Raw genomic sequence first — 18,308 nt, forward strand, 5'->3', positions numbered from 1 at the left:
CCAAACACTCTCTAGCGCGTCGGCTGCTTGTCGGAGCATTCTTCAAAAAACGTCACCAGAGTTGTACCCGAACCTGCTGGTGTCATTCTTGACGAAAGCGCCAATCTGCCGAGGCGTGTTGCGTCACATGCGCCCTGATGCCTAAAGATATGGAACTACAGGGCCAGACTTTCAAGCAGAGAAGGGAAAGAAAAATATCTTTCTTCCAGATTTCCTATACAAGAGTAAGATATCGGCTCGCGTTTAATTAGCGCCCATATGGGCTGCTGGCCGCTCATCAGGCGGCTTGCCGCGCGTCGGTTGCCTGACGCCATGCGTCAAGTGGCGCAAGATGGCTTGCAGTATTTTACTCAACGAAACATTTTGTAACCCTATGACTCCACGACATCGCCCATCTCTGCGGTCATCGGCAGTGGTCGCCACACCTCCCTCTGCAAGCACCGCCATCACCTGAATGACAGGAGACTCACATGCCAGACGTGCTGATCGGGGGACTCGCAGGACAGGGACCCAAGGGCCACATCACTCTAGCCGGGGCACTGGCCAATCGACACGGCCTGGTCGCCGGTGCGACAGGTACCGGCAAGACCGTCACGTTGCAGGTGCTGGCTGAAGAGTTTTCGCGCATGGGAGTGCCGGTGTTCACCGCCGACGTCAAGGGTGACCTCTCCGGTATCGCCGCGGCGGGTGCCCCGCATCCGCGCGTCGATGAACGTCTCGCCAGCCTCGGCATCAATGACTGGCAGCCTCAGGCCGCGCCCGTCAGGCTGTGGGATCTGTTCGGCAAGAGCGGGCATGCAGTGCGCGCCAGCGTGGCTTCCATGGGGCCTGAGCTGATGTCGACCCTGCTGGAATTGAACGACACCCAGAGTGGCCTGATGCACCTGGCCTTCGATCATGCCGAACGTGAAGGGCTGGAGCTGATCGACCTCAAGGACCTGATCAGCCTGCTCAAGCATATTGAGCGTGAACGCGAGGGCTTCGAGGAGCGCTATGGCAGTGTCAGCCCCCAGAGTCTCGGCGCCATGCTGCGCCGGGTGCATGTGCTGGCCACCCAGGGCGGTGAGCGTTTCTTCGCCGAACCGGCGCTCGACATCAATGACATGCTGGCGACCACTGACGAAGGGGACCAGACACGCGGCTTCATCAATCTGCTCGATGGGCGTGAGTTGATGCAGAGTCCACGCCTCTATACCACCTTCCTGCTGTGGTTCCTGTCGACGCTCTTTCGCACCCTCCCCGAACGCGGCGATGCCGACCGCCCGGTGCTGGTGTTCTTCTTCGACGAGGCCCACCTGCTGTTCGACGCCGCTCCCAAGGCATTGCTTGAGCGCCTCGAGCAGACGGTGCGCCTGATTCGCTCCAAGGGGGTCGGCGTCTACTTCGTGACCCAATCCCCCGCCGACATCCCCGATGACGTGCTCGGCCAGCTGGGCAACCGGATCCAGCATGCCCTGCGCGCCTTCACTCCACGCGACCAGAAGGCCGTCAAGACCGCTGCCGAGACCTTCCGCCCCAATCCGGCCCTCGATACGGCTCAGGTGATCACGGAGCTGGGCGTGGGCGAGGCATTGGTCTCGGTGCTCGACAGCAAGGGCACGCCCACCCAGGTGGAGCGCACCTTGATCGCACCGCCACGTGGGCGGATCGGCCCGTTGAGTGACAGCGAGCGCACAGCGCTGCTGGCAAGCTCATCACTGGCCGGTCGCTACGATGAGGTGATAGACCGTGAATCGGCTCACGAGCGTCTCGAGGCGCAACTGACGAGCTCGGCGACGGCCCAGGTTCGGCCACAGGAGACGCCAGCGGCAACGCCTGACACCACGCCGTCTACCACAGAACATGATGGAAGCGCTCAAGCCGCTGCCAGCGCTGCCCGCCGCGACACCGAGCAAACAAGCCCGGTGGCCGAAAGCGCCCCACGCTCCGGTGGCAGGCAGCGTCAGGGCGTCATGGAGACCCTGCTCAAGTCCGTGATGCGCGCCTTGGGGTCACAGCTGGGACGGACGCTGATTCGCAGCCTGCTGCGCTCCTTCACTCGCCGCTGAGGCTCGCTCCTTTCAGTCTGATACCACGCCAACAGCCTGCCGCCTCGCCAACAGCCTGAAGCGCTCCTTGGCAAATAGAAGCTTCCCCCGGCAAGCAAGCTCTCGAGACTGAGAGACTCATCCTTCACGAAAAGCAGGACATCACCCATGGTCATTTGACCATGGGTGATGTCCTGCTTTCGCTATCCAAGGCTGCTGACATCATATCGTCGCGCAAACTTCATTCGCTCTCGGCAAGGAGACGCCATACTGTTGATTGCTGCTTACCGGCAGCACACCATGACACACACGCGCTTGCCACTACTCTCGGGGAGACTTGACGATGTGCATGAGCAATGAAGCATTGGAATTGTGGCTGAACGACAACTGGTTCTCGATCGAACTGGCGTTGGAAGCCATCGATATGGAAGCGACAGCGGAACCTCAGCTGGCAGAAGCCGCCTGAGCCAACAACGATACGCATGACAACAGCGGGATCCTGCCTGCCCCACCGGTGACACCAGGTGTGAAACGGCACGGGACACGGATGACAGGACGAGCAGCACACAGACTCTGCCACGCATGACGACGCATCATGGTGGGCAGAGAAAGAACTTGTCGGGGAGGCCGTCGATCAGCCATCGACCGGCCTCCCCGTTTCTTTTGTACCACCACCAGAGTCACGGCCTGGCGCGTCTCCAATCCAGTCGCACCTCGAAAGGCCCCGCCAGTCTTACGTGTATGAACAGTTGATTTCCTGCCCCGGCAAAACGCCCGTTCATCGCTCCCAACCGCCATACTCTTTTTTTGGTCATTCCCTCTCCCCGCAACATGCAAGATAAGGATGTCACATGCTGCCTACTCCGCCCGCGCGACCACCCTCTTCGGGGCACTCGAGTCCAGTTGATACCTCAGAGCTCTCACCACAAGCCGCCGCCGCGACTGTCTTCCTCAATGAGAATCTCGGACCCGCCCAGCTGCAAGCGCTGTTTGCCCTGACACTCGCGCCTGCGGGAACCTTCAGCGAACAGCTCAGAGAGTACCTGGTGACCGCTTGCCGCCTGCTGGGGATGACCACCGGCATCCTCGGCCACGCTGAGGCCAATCGCTATGAAATCATGGCAGCGGTCAATTCGCCGCCCGGCAAGGTCGAGGGCGCGATCGCACCGCTGAACGAGACCTACTGCAATGAAGTCGTTGAGCAGGCTGGCTGCATCGCCTACGCCAATATCGCGACCACGCCAGCACTCGAGGCTCATCCGGCCCTCAAGTCGATGCCCTTCCAGAGCTATATCGCCGCCCCGGTGTGGACCGAAGGCCGTCTGACCGGCACCGTCTGCTTCGGCGACAACTCACCGCGCGCGGCAGATTTCAGCGCCAGCGATCGTGCACTGGTCGAGACACTGGCCAGCCTGCTGGGAGGCTTGATCGATCGCGAGAATGCGCGCAAGCGGCTGACCAGTGAACTGAGCAACCTGCGCCTCGCCTACCAGGAGATGGAGCTGCTGTTCTCGCGCTGCCAGCTCCCGATGGCGATCATGGACTTCCATGGCCATTGGACACGCCTCAATCCGGCGCTGGCCCAACTGCTGGGGACGGAGAGGAGTGAACTGCAGCGCGGCGCGCTGGAGGATGTCTCCCACCCTGCTGACATGCAGGCCTGTCAGGAGGCGCTTCTGGCCATGCAGGCCGGCGAGATCACCCACTTCGAGCAGCCGCATCGCTATCTGGGCAGACAGGGGCAGATCATCGAAGTCATGCTGCATCTGGATGTGATCGACAGCCACTCCGGCGTCATTCTCAGCCAGCACCAGGACCTCAGCGAGCAGCGCTCCCACGAGGAGAGCCTGGCCCGCATGCGGCACAAGCTGGCCAGCATGGCGCCCCCGGGTCCGGCCGTGCCGTCGGTGCTGGACAAGCTGTTGCCCACCGAGATCTTCGAGCAACAGCTGGATGGCGAGATCGCGCGCAGTGCACGCCACGGGCAGCCACTGTCGATCCTGCTGCTCAACGTGGATGCCTTTACCGACTTCAATCGCCAGTACGGCCGCGCCGCAGGAGACCGCGCACTGCAGCAGGTCTCCACCATTTTGCGCAACGCGACACGCAAGAGCGACCTGCTCAGTCAGCGCGACGATGGCTCGCTGATTGCGGTGCTGGGCCAGACAGATTCCAGCGGCGCCATCATCCTCGCCGAGCGCGTCCGCCATGCCACGGCAGAACTGCATGGACTCGATGGGCCGGTCACCTGCAGCATCGGGCTGACCTGCTATCACCCGGCGCCCGATACGCTCACGCTGGCCAACCGTCTCGAGCTTTGCGAGCGCGCCCAGCACGCACTCAAGAAGGCCAAACGCCAGGGACGCAATCGCGTGCGCTTCCTGGAGCTGGAGCCGGTCATCCCGACCGACACCTTCGCAAGCCCCCAGGCCCCGAGCGGCTTCCCCTCACCCGATCTGCCCTGAGTGCGGCCCTTCGTGTGTGCGACCTGCCGCGGATGCCCTTCAGGCACATCCCCATCAACGACAACGGCCACCCCGAAGGGTGGCCGTTGTCGTTTAACTCACTCAGTACTCACTCAGTACTCACAAAGGAGACATACAGGAGTCACACAGGCTTGCGCGGTGTTTCTGCGCAGAGGCCTGCTCAGAGACCGGGTCAGATATCTGAAGCCGATTCTCAGTCCAGCTTGCTCAGGTCGCGCACGGCGCCCTTGTCGGCAGAGGTCGCCAGCAAGGCATAGGCCTTGAGCGCGGCGGAGACACGACGGTTGCGCTGGATGCTCGGCTTCCAGGCATCCTTGCCACGGGCATCCATCGCTTCACGGCGCTCATGCAGCTCGCTGTCGCTCAGCTTGACGTTGATGGTGCGGTTCGGGATGTCGATCAGGATGGTGTCGCCATGCTCGACCAGGCCGATGGCACCGCCCGCCGCCGCTTCCGGAGACGCGTGACCGATGGACAAGCCCGAGGTACCGCCGGAGAAACGACCGTCAGTGAGCAGCGCACACGCCTTGCCCAGCCCCTTTGACTTGAGATAGGACGTCGGGTAGAGCATTTCCTGCATGCCCGGACCGCCCTTCGGCCCTTCGTAGCGGATGATCACGACGTCGCCTTCCTTGACCTTGTCGGCCAGGATGTCTTCCACCGCCTGATCCTGGGACTCACAGACGTAGGCACGGCCTTCGAAAACGAGGATGGAGTCATCGACGCCAGCGGTCTTCACCACGCAACCATCCAGTGCGATGTTGCCGTACAGCACGGCCAGGCCGCCCTGGGTGGAGAAGCAATGGTCGTAGTCGCGGATACAGCCCTGGGCGCGATCACCATCTAGGCTCGGCCAGCGCGCGCTCTGCGAGAAGGCGGTCTGGGTCGGGATACCGCCCGGGCCGGCGCGATAGAACTCGATGACTTCATCAGTGGGCGAACGCATGATGTCCCACTCTTCCAGAGCCGCAGACAGCGAGTCGCCATAGACGGTCGGCACTGAGGTATCCAGCACACCGGCACGATCCAGCTCGCCCAGAATCCCCATGATGCCGCCGGCACGATGGACATCCTCGATGTGATACTTCTGGGTGTTCGGCGCCACCTTGCACATCTGCGGCACGCTATGGGACAGCTTGTCGATGTCGGACATGGTGAAGTCGACACCGGCTTCCTGAGCGGCGGCCAGCAGGTGCAGGATGGTATTGGTCGAGCCACCCATGGCGATATCCAGCGTCATTGCGTTGGCGAAGGCGGCGCGGGAGCCGATGGCACGCGGCAACAGATGCTCTTCGTTGCCTTCGTAGTAACGGCGCGCCAGCTCGACGATGCGATGCCCGGCGTTCTCGAACAGACGACGACGATCGGAGTGCGTGGCCAGTACGGTGCCGTTGCCCGGCAATGCCAGACCCAGCGCTTCCATCAGGCAGTTCATGGAGTTGGCAGTGAACATGCCCGAGCAGCTGCCACAGGTCGGGCAGGCGCTGCGCTCGATCTCGGCGACCGTCTCGTCGTCGACGCTGTCATCGGCGGCGATGACCATGGCATCGACCAGATCGAGGCCGTGATCCAGCAGCTTGGTCTTGCCGGCTTCCATCGGGCCGCCGGAGACGAAGATGACCGGGATGTTGAGGCGCATGGCGGCCATCAGCATCCCCGGGGTGATCTTGTCACAGTTGGAGATGCACACCAGCGCATCCGCACAGTGGGCATTCACCATGTATTCGACGCTGTCGGCGATCAGGTCACGCGACGGCAGCGAATACAGCATGCCGTCGTGGCCCATGGCGATGCCATCATCGACCGCAATGGTGTTGAATTCCTTGGCGACGCCGCCGGCCTTCTCGATCTCGCGCGCGACCAGCTGACCCATGTCCTTGAGGTGGACGTGGCCCGGCACGAACTGGGTAAAGGAGTTGGCAACGGCGATGATCGGCTTCTGGAAGTCGCCATCTTTCATGCCGGTGGCGCGCCACAGGGCGCGAGCGCCGGCCATGTTACGACCTGCGGTGGTCGTACGGGAGCGATACTCTGGCATGGTAAACCTCATTCAATGCTTGGCCGCTCTCCTGTGCGAAGAGGGACTGATTCATGGAATTGCGCCTGGCGGGGTCAGAAAATTGACGCCGCCCTTCTGCGCAATCCGCTGCAGAATCACTCCGCACGGGAGCGGCTTCTGTTTTGGTCAGGCGGCGCCCCGCTCGGGGTACGCACACCTGGTGTCCAGAGGAGACGCGTGCCTCTTGGGTCAACGCTGTCTGCCTAGGGTCAATTCTGTCATGTACCGGCCCCGCTTGCCTACCAGATAGCGCCGCCCACGCCACCAGCAGCCCCGAAAGATGCCGACAAGCGCCGAAAGCGTTGAATGAAGCGGCCTCTAGCGTGGGTCTGCGGCGGGAGGTGCTGATTACACTGAATGACGACACATCAGGCAATGCCAGACACCCCACAAGGAACAGGAGTCACCCATGGCCGGAAAATTCGTCATCACTCGGGGCAAGGACAGCAAGTTCTACTTTGCACTGAAGGCAGGCAACGGCGAGAAGATCCTGCAGAGTCAGGGCTATGCCGACAAGCGCGGCTGCCTGAACGGCGTGGAATCCGTGCGCAAGAATGCCGTCGAGGAAAAACGCTTCACCCGGGAAGTCGCCAAGGACGGACGTTTCTATTTCACCTTGCTGGCCGCCAACAGCCAGCAGATCGGTCGCAGTCAGATGTACAAGTCGGAATCCGGCCGCGACAACGGCATTGCCAGCGTCGGGCGCAATGCCGCCGAAGCGGCCGTCCTCGAGCAACTCGACACCGCCTGAGCACGAACCAGGCTGAACAGCCCCTTTCACGATCACCCTCCCGATCGCTCTTCCAATCGCCCTTCCAATCGCTCTCCCAGACTCTCCCGGAATCGACAGACCCAAGCCAAGGAAGAAGAAAGCACAGCAACGACAGAGGCCCCGCCAATTGGCGGGGCCTCTGTCGTCTTGCGGCTGACTTCGGCGCTGGTGGAGCTCAGCATCTGGCGCTCAGAGCCTGGCAATCAGCGCTTGTCACTCACGCCTCGCCGCTGATCACACACCACTCAATGACGCTGGGCGCTGTCACTGTCGAAGACCACACGCGAGACATCCGCGTAGCGCGCCGCGAAGTGCACGATCATGCCTTCCTTCAGGTATTCCGGCAGCTCATCGTAATCGCGCTGGTTGGCCTGCGGCAGAATCAGCTCGTAGATATCACTGCGCCGCGCCGCAATCACCTTCTCACGGATACCGCCCACCGGCAGCACCTGGCCGGTCAAGGTCAGCTCACCGGTCATCGCCAGCCCCTTGCGTGGCGCCTGATGCTTGGCCAACGACATCAGCGCCGTGGTCATGGTCACGCCGGCGCTGGGGCCGTCCTTGGGCGTCGCACCTTCAGGTACGTGCAGGTGAATGAAGGACTCGTTGAAGAAGTCCGCTTCGGCATCGTAGGCCTCGAGATTGGCCAGGGTGTAGGAGTAGGCGATGTTGGCCGACTCCTGCATCACGTCGCCCAGCTTGCCGGTCAGCTTCAAACCACGCGTCAGGCCATGCACTCGGGTGGCTTCGATGGGCAGGGTCGCACCGCCCATGCTGGTCCAGGCAAGCCCGGTCACCACGCCTTCGCCGGCCAGGACCTTCTCGCGTCGGAAGATCGGCGCACCGAGGAATTCCTCGAGATTCTTGACCGAGACCTTCACGGTCGGCAGCTCCTCTTCCAGCAACTTCACCGCCGCCTTGCGCACGATGCGGTGCAGCTGTTTCTCCAGCTGACGCACGCCGGCCTCACGCGCATAGCCCTCGATGACCTGACGCAGCGCGGCATCACTCAGATTGATGCGCTTCTTGGGGATGTTGTCGCGGGTCAGCAGCTTCGGCCACAGGTGGTGCTTGGCGATCGCCATCTTTTCCTCGGCGATGTAGCCGGAGAGGCGAATCTGCTCCATGCGGTCCAGCAGCGGGCCTGGGATGCTGTCCAGCGTATTGGCGGTACACACGAACAGCACCTTGGAGAGATCGAGGCGCACATCGAGGTAATGATCGAGGAAGTCGACGTTCTGCTCCGGGTCCAGCACCTCGAGCAGCGCCGAGGCCGGGTCGCCCTGGAAGGACTGCCCCAGCTTGTCGATCTCATCGAGCATGATCACCGGATTCTCGACCTTGACCTCCTTGAGCGCCTGCACCAGCTTGCCGGGCATGGCGCCCACGTAGGTGCGGCGATGGCCCTTGATCTCGGACTCATCGCGCATGCCGCCGATCGAGAAGCGATAGAACTCACGTCCCAGCGCCTGGGCGATGGAGCGCCCGATGGAGGTCTTGCCCACGCCGGGCGGGCCGACCAGCAGCAGGATCGAGCCGCCGACATCGCCCTTGAAGGTGCCCTCGGCCAGAAACTCGACGATGCGTGACTTCACATCATCCAGCCCATCGTGATCGCGATTGAGCACGGTACGCGCATGCGCCAGATTGAGCTGATCGGTGGAGGTGATGCCCCACGGCAGCGAGGTCAGCCAGTCAAGATAGTTGCGTGTGGTGCCGTATTCCGGCGAGCCGGTCTCCAGCACCGACAGCTTGTCGAGCTCATCATCGATGCGCGACTGGACGCGCTCCGGCACCTTGAGCTCGTCGAGACGCGCGCGGAAGGTATCGACGTCGTTCTCGCGATCATCCTTGGAGATGCCCAGTTCACGCTGGATGACCTTGAGCTGCTCGCGCAGGAAGAATTCACGCTGATGCTTCTCCATCTGCGCGTTGACCTGCTGGGAGATCTCGGTCTGCAGCTGTGCGACCTCGATTTCCTTGCGCAGCAGGGGCAGCACCTTCTGCATGCGCTCCATCACCGGCAGCGACTCCAGCACTTCCTGAAGCTCAGCGCCCTTGGCCGAGGTGATGGCGGCGGCGAAATCGGTCAGCGGGCCGGGCTCATGCGGGCTGAAGCGATTGAGGTACTGCTTGAGCTCCTCGCCGTACAGCGGGTTGATCGGCAGCAATTCCTTGATGCCGTTGATCATCGCCATCGCGTAGGCGCGCGCCTCATCGCTCTCGGCATCGACCGGCTCACGCGGATAGGTGACCTCGACCAGATAGGGAGGCTTGCGCGACAACCAGCGCGTGATGCGGAAGCGGCGCAGCCCCTGGGCGATGAACTGTACCTGATCATCGCCGTCTTCAGGCTTGTGGACGCGCACGGCGGAGCCGATCTCGGGGAAGTGCTCGACCCCCAGCTCATCGACCTCGACATCGCCGACGAAGGCCAGACCGACAGCATGATGCGGCGTATTGCCGACCAACTGCATGGTCTCGGCCCAACGCTGCTTGTTGATCACCAGCGGCTGAACCTGGGCCGGGAAGAACGGGCGATTGTGAATCGGCAGCAGGTAGATGCGCTCCGGCAGCTGGTCACCACTCGGCACCAACCCACCCGAGGCGGAAGAAGAAGGCTCTTGTGACTGGCTGTCATCCTCGAAGCCGGCAAGAATATCGTCGTTATCGGAAATCTCTTCGTGACGTGGCATGCAACCCTCATGAAACCAGGCCTCGGTTGAGGCGATCATCTCCCCCAATGCGGCCAGTGAGCCACTTTATCAAGGCAGGCTTGCCGCACCGGGGGCGCAACACTGCGTGTTCAGGGTGGCACCTGATGCGCCCCCTGGAAACGACAATGCCCGCCATGAGGCGGGCATTGTCGTTTCCAGCATACTACACGGTGCTGGCGTCACTGAGCTCTCGTGACACCAGCGCCGCGCATCTCCCTCAGTAGATCGGGGTGCCGTTGATCTTCACGCTATCACCATCGATCTCGACCACGAGGTTGCGGTCAGCGGCCTGCGGAGAGACACCCGCCATCATGGCCATCATCGGCGGCACGTTGCGGAACTCGAAGCGCCCGCTCAGACGATTCAGGAAGGCCTGCTGACCCGGCACGGTCTGTAGTTCCTGAATGGTCAGATCGGTGATATCGGCACCATCGAGAATCATCTGGCCATCACCCTGCATGTCGACACCGAAGGCATCGCTCTTGGCATTCAGCGATTCCAGCGTCATGCGCGGAGAGGTGCTCAGCATGGTGAACAGCGGCGCTTCGACCTTCTCGAGGATTGCGACCTGCTGCTCTTCACTCAGCTCCTCGAACGGCTTGCCCGCTTCTTCCAGCAAGCCCTGCAGCTGGGTGATGAAGTCATAGACGGCCGCGCCCTGCAGACGATCGATCGAGATGGACACGTCGCCGCTGGCCATCTGCTGATCACCCGCGCTGACATCCTGCACCGACAGCTTCATCAGATAGCGCAGCTCGGTCGGGTCCAGACGCGTTTCACCGCTGTAACGGATATCGCTGGCGACCACCGGCGGCTGACCGGTGCCGTTGTCGATGGTCAGGGTGTCCAGCACGATCTTGTCGTCCTGACGGAAGTCATTGTCCGCCCCGCGATAGATGCCATTGAGGCTCAGGGTACCGACGCTGACCTTCTCGGCGCCATTGGTGATATCGAACGGCGTGATCTCGCCATCCACGGTGATTTCCGGCGTGTCACCGCCATCGTGGGAGGCCAGCAGCTCGCCGCCCTGGAAGTCGATGCGCGTGCCGCTCTCCGGGTCCTGCCAGTCGAAGGCCGGCAAGGTCAGGGTGGTGTCGCTGGCGCCGCTGAAGTTGTCGACGCTGCCATCGAAGGCGATCGCCTTGCCATCGCCAAGCACTTCGGCGAAGACGTCGCGTGACGGCGTACCGTACAGCACCTTGACATTGCCCTGCATGGTGGTCGACAGCAGGCCGTGGCCGGCTTCATAGGGCAATACGATGCGCATGGGGCCTTCACCGTCCCCGGTGGCGAGTTCCATCTCTAACCGGCCCGTGGAGCCGAACCAGCCGCTGTCGACATCCTCACGGGTCGCCTTGATGTCGGAGCTCCTGTCGAGCTCTGCCACCATGCGGGCCATCTCATCTTCAAAGCGCTGGCTTGAGTAAGCCACACCGCCGACATAGCCGGCTGCCCCGATGACGACCACTGCCGTCGCGGTTACCAGTCCCTTGCCCATCGCATTAACCCTTGTCCGTTATTGGAGCATCACACCGTCTGCGCGGTGCCTCTTGTCGCATCTGCTTCCATCAGTGAAACATGTGCGTGAGCCTCGCCGCCAAGGCAGCGAAGCGTCAGTGCAACCACAGCCACAGATGCATCGTCGACCAGGCATAGATACCGGCGAAGACGTCATCGAGCATGATGCCGAAGCCACCGGCAACCCGGCGGTCGGCCCAGCGAATCGGCCATGGCTTGAGAATATCGAAGACCCGGAAGACCACGAAGCCCCATAGCGCTGCCTGCCAAGAGAATGGCACGGCGGCCATCGTGATCCAATAGCCGACGAATTCGTCCCAGACGATCCCGGAGTGATCATGCACACCGAGATCGCGCGAGGTGCGATCACAGATCCAGATCCCGACCAGCGACGCGACCAGCACGATGGCCAGATACGGCCACAGCGTGAGGTTGGTCATCAGCCAGTAGAACGGGATTGCCGCGAGAGTACCGAAGGTGCCCGGTGCAAAGGGCGCGGTACCACTGCCCAGCCCGAAGGCCAGGAAGTGCACGGGGCGCCGCCAGACACTGGCGGGAGCGCGATTCATGGTGCCACCCCGTTCGCGTTACGTGGCGACGCATCACCGCAGGAGCCGTCTGACCCAGAAGCCTGCGTGGCAGAGCCCTGTGTGTCAAAGCCCTGTGTGACAGAAGCCTGCGAGGCAGAGAAATGCTGCCAGCTCTGGCCCGTCGCTGCCTGCTCAACGCCCTTGTCCATCAGCATCACGCGCGGCACATCGCTGCCCGCCGCCTGCATGCGACCGATGACATTCAAGGACAGATTGAGCGAGCGCAAGGCGAGCCTGGCCGTCTCGAGGTTCTCTGCGGGCAGCGTGAGCAACAGCTCGTAATCGTCGCCGCCATTGAGGACCGCCTCGCGGGCGCCCTGCTCGCCCAGCGCCGTGATCAGCTCCGGCGCCAGCGGCAGTTCGCCAAGCTCCAGCGCCGCCGACAGCTGACTGGCACGACAGATGTGTGCCAGATCGCCCATCACGCCATCGGAGACATCCAGGCCCGCACTGGCAAGCTCACGCAGCGCCAGCCCCGCATCGACCCGCGGTTCTGGTCGCAGGTAGGCCGCCAGGCAAGGATTCAGCACATCGCGTACGCCTTCCTGCCAGGCCCTGAGGCCAGCATGCGCCAACCCCGGCAGGCCGGTGACCGCGATGAGATCCCCCTCACGGGCGCCGTCACGCCGAAGAATCGGGCGGGTCACGCTATCGGCCTGCAGGGCAGGCTCGAGCACGCACGGCAGCTCGCCATGCACGGTGATCGTGATGGAGAGCGGGCCGCGCGTGACGTCGCCGCCTACCAGCGCGATGCCGTAGCGATCCGCCAGCGCATGGAAACCGGCCGCAAAACCATGCAGCCAGTCTTCATCCACGTCCGGCAACGTCAGAGCCAGCAACGCCCAGCGCGGGGTCGCGCCCATCGCCGCCAGATCAGACAGATTGACGGCCAGGGCGCGATGGCCAATGGACGCCGCAGGCGCATCCGGCGGGAAGTGCACCCCCGCCACCGAGGTATCGACACTGACCGCCATCTGCATGCCATCACTGGCGGCAAGAAGTGCACAGTCGTCACCCGGCCCCAGCAACACGCCCGGTGCCCCGGACAGATCGCGCTGGAAGTAGCGGGCAATCAGCTCGAATTCACCTGGCATGTCAGCGCAGGCGGGCCTGGGTCACCTCGGCACTGCGCAGCTTGACTGCCAGCTTGTCGAGGATCCCGTTGACGTACTTGTGCCCGTCGGTGGCACCGAAGGTCTTGGCCAGCTCGACCCCTTCGTTGATCGCCACGCGATACGGCACTTCCATGCGCTTGGACAGCTCGTAGGCGCCCAGACGCAGGATGGCCAGCTCGATCTCGTCGAGATCCTGCAGGCGACGGTCGAGCAGCGGGCTGATGCTGGCATCCAGTTCTTTCTGGAAGCGCGGCACGTTGTGCAGCAGCTCGTGGAACAGGGCCTGGTCGGCGATGCGCATCACCTCGACCCAGTTTTCGTGCAGCTCGACGTCATCGTCGACCTTTTGACCACGGAACTCGGCTTCGATGGTGGTCATGTTCTTGCCGGTCATCTGCCACTGGTAGATGCCCTGCACGGCCAGCTCGCGAGCGGCGCGACGCGCCTGCTGCTGCTTGGACGGCTCGCGCTCGGTACGTTCCTTGCGTTCGCTCACGCGTCACCTCCCATGGCCTTGAGCAGGGAGACCATTTCCATCGCCGCCATGGCCGCTTCGGTACCCTTGTTGCCAGCCTTGGTGCCGGCACGCTCGATGGCCTGCTCGATGGAGTTCACCGTCAGCACGCCATTGGCGACCGGGGTGTCGAATTCGAGCTGCAGACGCGACAGCGCGGAGTTGCACTCACCGGCGACATATTCGAAGTGCGGCGTACCACCGCGGATCACCGCGCCCAGCGTGATGACGGCGTGCGGCTTGACCTTGGCCAGCACGGCCTTGACTGCCAGCGGAATTTCCCAGGCACCCGGCACGTGGATCAGGTCGATGTTTTCCTCATCGACGCCGTGGCGTACGAGAGAATCGACCGCGCCTTCCACCAGGCTGTCGACGACATGGTGGTTGAAACGCCCGACGACGATGACGTAACGGCCATCGACATTGGTGAAAGTGCCTTCGAGTTGAGCAATCGGTTGCATGGTCAGTCCACAATGCTAGCGCCCCGGAGAACCGGGGCGGGGATATCAATCATACCGGGGAAGGCCGCCAGAATTGCGCGACCTCCCCCGCCATTTGGGGTGCCGAAGCGCTTACGCGCCCGCGGCGTCTGCGCCTGTCTCGCCTGCCGTGTCATCACTGCCGACCAGTTCGACCACTTCGAGGCCAAACCCGGACAGGGCAGAGAATTTCCACGGCGAGCTGAGCAGACGCATCCGGCCGACACCGAGATCCCGAAGGATCTGGGCACCGGTACCGGTGGTCAGATAATTGCCCGCACCATCGGATTCGTTGGTGCGCGGCGTACGACGTCGTCCGAGGAAGACATCGAGACGATCCTTGTAATCCATCGCGTCGCTGCCGGTGTCCAGCAGTACCAGCACGCCGGCATCGGCGGCGGCGACTTCGGCGAGCGCATCATTGAGGGCCCAGCTGCTGCTGCCCGGCTGACGCAGGGTCAGCAGGTCGCGCATCGGGTCCTGCACGTGCACGCGCACGGTGGTCAGAGACTCGGCGTCCGGCGTGCCCTTGACCAGCGCCAGGTGGTGACGGCCCTGGATGCGATCGCTGAAGCAGTGCAGCGTCAGCTCGCCGAAGGCAGTCTCGACCTGCTCGCTGTCCAGCACTTCCACGGTCTGCTCATTGTGGATGCGATATTCGATCAGGTCCGCAATGGTGCCGACCTTGAGGTCATGCTCGGCGGCGAAGCGCTCGAGCTCTTCACGACGCGCCATGCTGCCGTCGTCGTTCATGACCTCACAGATCACGCCGGTCGCGCCAAAGCCTGCCATGGACGCCAGGTCACAGGCCGCCTCGGTATGGCCCGCACGACGCAGCACGCCACCCGGTTCCGCCATCAGCGGGAAGATGTGCCCCGGCTGGACGATGTCCTGCGGGCGCGCATTGCGCGCGGCGGCAGCCTGCACGGTACGGGCGCGGTCAGCCGCCGAGATACCGGTGGTGACGCCTTCGGTGGCCTCGATGGAGAGCGTGAACTTGGTGCCGAAGCCGGAACCGTTGGCCTGAACCATCAGTGGCAACTGGAGCTGTTCGCAATGCTCACGCGACATCGGCATGCAGATCAAGCCACGCGCGTGGCGTGCCATGAAGTTGATGTGCTCGGCTGTCACGGCTTCCGCGGCGATGATGATGTCGCCTTCATTCTCACGATCCTCGTCATCCATGAGGATGACCATCTTGCCTTGCCGGATATCCTCGACGAGTGCTGCGATGCCTGATAGCGCCATGCTTGCTCCACTTTACGGGCTGCGCCGGCCCATGCCGGACCCACGCGTATTATCAAAAAGTCGGGCGTCAGGGTACCCCGCCACCCCGTTTTGCGCCAGCACCCAGCGACGCCGCTGTCGCCAGACGGCGGCAAGTGCTTGCGTGACAAGAAGAAATCAGTCGCCGCTCTCCTGCGGGTCTGGCGATGCTACCGGCACTGCGGTGATGCGCCAATCACGCCCCACCGCCCGGATATCGCGAATCTCGACCCGGCGCTGCTGCGCCATGTAATCCAGCCCCGGCAGCGCCAGCAGCGGGCGCGCCTCGCCGCCCAGCAGCGTCGGGGCCATGAAGAGCTGCATCTCATCGACCAGCCCCGCCTGGATCATGGCCCCGGCCAGTACCGCACCGGTTTCCAGCAGCACCTCGTTGGCCTGCTCGTGCTCGGCCAGATAGTGCAGCAGGGCCTCGAGGTCCACGCGGCCATCTTCGCCGGCCGGCAGCGCCAACACTTCGGCACCGGCCGCCTCCAACAAGGTACGTCGCTCAGCCTGCGCCGCTGTCTCATCCGCGACACATACCAGCAGCGTACGACCGGATTGCGCCAGAATGCGCGCCGCCAGCGGCAGACGCAGATGGCTGTCCACCACCACGCGCAACGGCTGACGCGCCACCAGCGCCTCGAGCCCCAGCGGATGGTCTTCGAGCCCGAGCTGGTCGGCGCGCACATTGAGGCGCGAATCATCGAAGATGACCGACTCGATGCCGCTCATCACCACGCTGGAGCGCGCACGCAGACGCTGCACGGCACTGCGCGCTTCGGGGCCGGTGATCCATTGGGATTCGCCGGAAGCCATCGCCGTGCGCCCGTCCAGACTCATGGCCTGCTTGAGGCGCACGAAGGGCCGACCGCGCTCCATGCGGGACAGGAAGCCGGGATTGAGCGCTCGCGCCTCCTGCTCCATCACCCCGACCGTCACCGCGATGCCCGCGCCCTGCAGCAGCGCGATGCCGCGCCCGGCGACCTGCGGATTCGGATCACGCATCGCGATCACCACCCGCGAGACGCCCGCCGCGATCAGCGCCAGTGAGCAAGGGCCGGTACGCCCGGTGTGGGAGCAGGGCTCCAACGTCACATAGGCCACGCAGCCCAGCGCGCGCTCGCCTGCCTCTGCCAGCGCATTGACCTCGGCATGCCCTTCCCCGGCACGCACGTGAAAGCCGCTCGCGATCACCTCGTCGGTCTCGGCCTCTACCAGCACACAGCCGACACGCGGATTGGGCTGCGTCGTGTAGCTGCCCAGGCGCGCCAGGCGCAGGGCGTGGGCCATGTGGCGCGCATCACGCGCCGAGGGAGCACTGCGGTCGCGAGAGTGGCTGTCGCGAGAATGGCTGTCACGGGGAGCATGAGAAGCATGAGGAGAAAGAGACATGCGATACCTTGGCGTGAAACGAGAGAAGGTCAGGCGTAGCCCAGGCGGCGGCCAATACCCCGAGGCCTGAGCCACGCAGTGTGACGCGACAGGACCAGCAGACACAGGCCTCGAGATCATCAGTAAAGATGCCTGTGGCGAGACATCAGGGCCGCGCGTCTTCCTCGCCCGGCAGGAAGCTGGGCTCCTGGGCGAGACGGTCGATCTCGGCGCGGAACTCATCAAGATCCTGGAAGCGACGATAGACCGAAGCGAAGCGGATATAGGCGACCTGATCCAGCCGCTTGAGCTGCTGCATGACCTCATCACCGATGCGCCGCGCCTCGATCTCACGCTCGCCGGTGGCACGCAGACGCTGACGAATGCGCTCCACCGCGGCCTCGATCAGCTCGGAGGATACCGGGCGCTTTTCCAGCGCGCGCAGCATGCCAGCACGCAGCTTGTGCTCATCGAAGCTCTCACGCGAACCGTCGCCCTTGACCACGCGCGGCATGACCAGCTCCGCCGTTTCGTAGGTCGTGAAACGCTCACCGCAGGCCGCGCACTGGCGACGCCGCCGCACCTGGTCACCCTCGACCACCAGTCGGGAATCCGTGACCTTGGTTTCATGAGTTCCACAGAAGGGACAGTGCATGTTGGAGAGCCTGCTTGGGTGCGAGGTGGCTGCGGCCCCGCGCGAAGCACAGCGAGGAAGTGGCGCAGCGCAGCCGAATGACAGCGAATGGCGGGTATTGTAACCGTTAAGGCCCCGCCACGGGAGCCTATGTCAGCACCGACCTATCTGAACTAGCCTTGGGGAGCGACCAAGGGGCGACAGGAGTTTCCTGGATTGTCGCCTCGGGTGGCGGACACCGCGGCGAAAGCGTCAATCAACCTGCCCGGCAGGCTTGAAATCCCCGCGCGATAACCGAAAGATGACATCAGGGTACAGCGCCTCACAAGGACGCTTCCCCGAGCCGTGAAATCCTTTCACGACTGGCGGCGGATGATCTCTGCCGCGAGATTGATCACGATGACGCAAGGAGCTGCGACATGGGAATCATTGCATGGATCATATTCGGTCTTATTGCCGGCATCATCGCCAAGGTGATCGTGCCCGGCAAGGACCCGGGTGGCATCATCGTCACCAGCATCATCGGCATCCTGGGTGCCGTGGTCGGTGGCTGGGTCGGCACCCTGATGGGCTTCGGTGAAGTGACGGGATTCAATCTGGCCAGCTTTGTCATCGCCGTGCTCGGCGCCGTCATTCTGCTGATTCTGTATCGCGTGCTGCGCAAGTAAAGCGTGTCATGAAGCGCAGTGGCGTCAGCTGGCCGCAGGCCACATGACGCCAGACAGGACGGCCAGCCGCACATGCAGGCTGGCCGTCC

General features: G+C 63.4%; 14 protein-coding genes. 4 read left to right on the forward strand and 10 right to left on the reverse strand.

Annotated features, from left to right (window positions below; translation table 11 throughout):
- The first annotated feature begins 470 nt into the window (after window positions 1-470).
- Both AOG28_RS05040 and AOG28_RS05045 read left to right on the forward strand, forming a co-directional pair.
- A complete protein-coding gene (locus AOG28_RS05040) occupies window positions 471-2,048 on the forward strand; it encodes a helicase HerA-like domain-containing protein (protein ID WP_054555535.1) in 1,578 nt (525 codons plus the stop codon).
- A gap of 830 nt (window positions 2,049-2,878) precedes the next feature.
- Window positions 2,879-4,492, forward strand: a complete 1,614-nt coding sequence (locus AOG28_RS05045; RefSeq protein ID WP_082388288.1) for a sensor domain-containing diguanylate cyclase — start codon at window positions 2,879-2,881, stop codon at window positions 4,490-4,492.
- 214 nt (window positions 4,493-4,706) lie between these two features.
- On the opposite strand, the gene ilvD is transcribed toward AOG28_RS05045, so the two are convergent.
- On the reverse strand, window positions 4,707-6,551 hold the full coding sequence (gene ilvD / locus AOG28_RS05050) for a dihydroxy-acid dehydratase (protein WP_054555537.1): 1,845 nt from the start codon (window positions 6,549-6,551) through the stop codon (window positions 4,707-4,709).
- A 430-nt stretch (window positions 6,552-6,981) separates the two neighbouring features.
- Here ilvD and AOG28_RS05055 point away from each other — a divergent pair, with 430 nt between their 5' ends.
- Window positions 6,982-7,323, forward strand: a complete 342-nt coding sequence (locus tag AOG28_RS05055; RefSeq protein ID WP_043331370.1) for a YegP family protein — start codon at window positions 6,982-6,984, stop codon at window positions 7,321-7,323.
- Window positions 7,324-7,589: 266 nt separating this feature from the next.
- On the opposite strand, the gene lon is transcribed toward AOG28_RS05055, so the two are convergent.
- The 9 genes from lon to nrdR form a co-directional block, all read right to left on the reverse strand.
- A complete protein-coding gene (gene lon, locus AOG28_RS05060) occupies window positions 7,590-10,040 on the reverse strand; it encodes an endopeptidase La (RefSeq protein WP_082388290.1) in 2,451 nt (816 codons plus the stop codon).
- A gap of 238 nt (window positions 10,041-10,278) precedes the next feature.
- The gene (locus AOG28_RS05065) at window positions 10,279-11,559 is read right to left on the reverse strand and encodes a DUF945 family protein (RefSeq protein WP_054555538.1); all 1,281 of its coding nucleotides are present in this window, start codon (window positions 11,557-11,559) and stop codon (window positions 10,279-10,281) included.
- A gap of 115 nt (window positions 11,560-11,674) precedes the next feature.
- A complete protein-coding gene (locus AOG28_RS05070) occupies window positions 11,675-12,148 on the reverse strand; it encodes a phosphatidylglycerophosphatase A family protein (RefSeq protein WP_043331372.1) in 474 nt (157 codons plus the stop codon).
- Entirely contained in the window at window positions 12,145-13,263 is a 1,119-nt protein-coding gene (thiL, locus tag AOG28_RS05075) for a thiamine-phosphate kinase (protein ID WP_082388292.1), read from the reverse strand. Before thiL ends, AOG28_RS05070 begins: the two co-directional genes overlap by 4 nt.
- Before the next feature lies 1 nt (window position 13,264).
- A complete protein-coding gene (gene nusB / locus AOG28_RS05080) occupies window positions 13,265-13,780 on the reverse strand; it encodes a transcription antitermination factor NusB (protein WP_054555539.1) in 516 nt (171 codons plus the stop codon).
- The gene (gene ribH, locus AOG28_RS05085; RefSeq protein ID WP_043331374.1) at window positions 13,777-14,259 is read right to left on the reverse strand and encodes a 6,7-dimethyl-8-ribityllumazine synthase; all 483 of its coding nucleotides are present in this window, start codon (window positions 14,257-14,259) and stop codon (window positions 13,777-13,779) included. Before ribH ends, nusB begins: the two co-directional genes overlap by 4 nt.
- A gap of 111 nt (window positions 14,260-14,370) precedes the next feature.
- The gene (gene ribBA, locus AOG28_RS05090; RefSeq protein ID WP_054555540.1) at window positions 14,371-15,525 is read right to left on the reverse strand and encodes a bifunctional 3,4-dihydroxy-2-butanone-4-phosphate synthase/GTP cyclohydrolase II; all 1,155 of its coding nucleotides are present in this window, start codon (window positions 15,523-15,525) and stop codon (window positions 14,371-14,373) included.
- 156 nt (window positions 15,526-15,681) lie between these two features.
- The gene (gene ribD, locus AOG28_RS05095) at window positions 15,682-16,836 is read right to left on the reverse strand and encodes a bifunctional diaminohydroxyphosphoribosylaminopyrimidine deaminase/5-amino-6-(5-phosphoribosylamino)uracil reductase RibD (protein WP_054555541.1); all 1,155 of its coding nucleotides are present in this window, start codon (window positions 16,834-16,836) and stop codon (window positions 15,682-15,684) included.
- Between the two features lie 247 nt (window positions 16,837-17,083).
- A complete protein-coding gene (gene nrdR, locus AOG28_RS05100) occupies window positions 17,084-17,572 on the reverse strand; it encodes a transcriptional regulator NrdR (protein WP_043331377.1) in 489 nt (162 codons plus the stop codon).
- 398 nt (window positions 17,573-17,970) lie between these two features.
- Here nrdR and AOG28_RS05105 point away from each other — a divergent pair, with 398 nt between their 5' ends.
- The gene (locus AOG28_RS05105) at window positions 17,971-18,219 is read left to right on the forward strand and encodes a GlsB/YeaQ/YmgE family stress response membrane protein (protein ID WP_043331379.1); all 249 of its coding nucleotides are present in this window, start codon (window positions 17,971-17,973) and stop codon (window positions 18,217-18,219) included.
- Window positions 18,220-18,308: the final 89 nt, after the last annotated feature.

Origin of the sequence: Cobetia sp. UCD-24C, from assembly GCF_001306765.1 — a bacterium.
Lineage (GTDB): Bacteria > Pseudomonadota > Gammaproteobacteria > Pseudomonadales > Halomonadaceae > Cobetia > Cobetia amphilecti.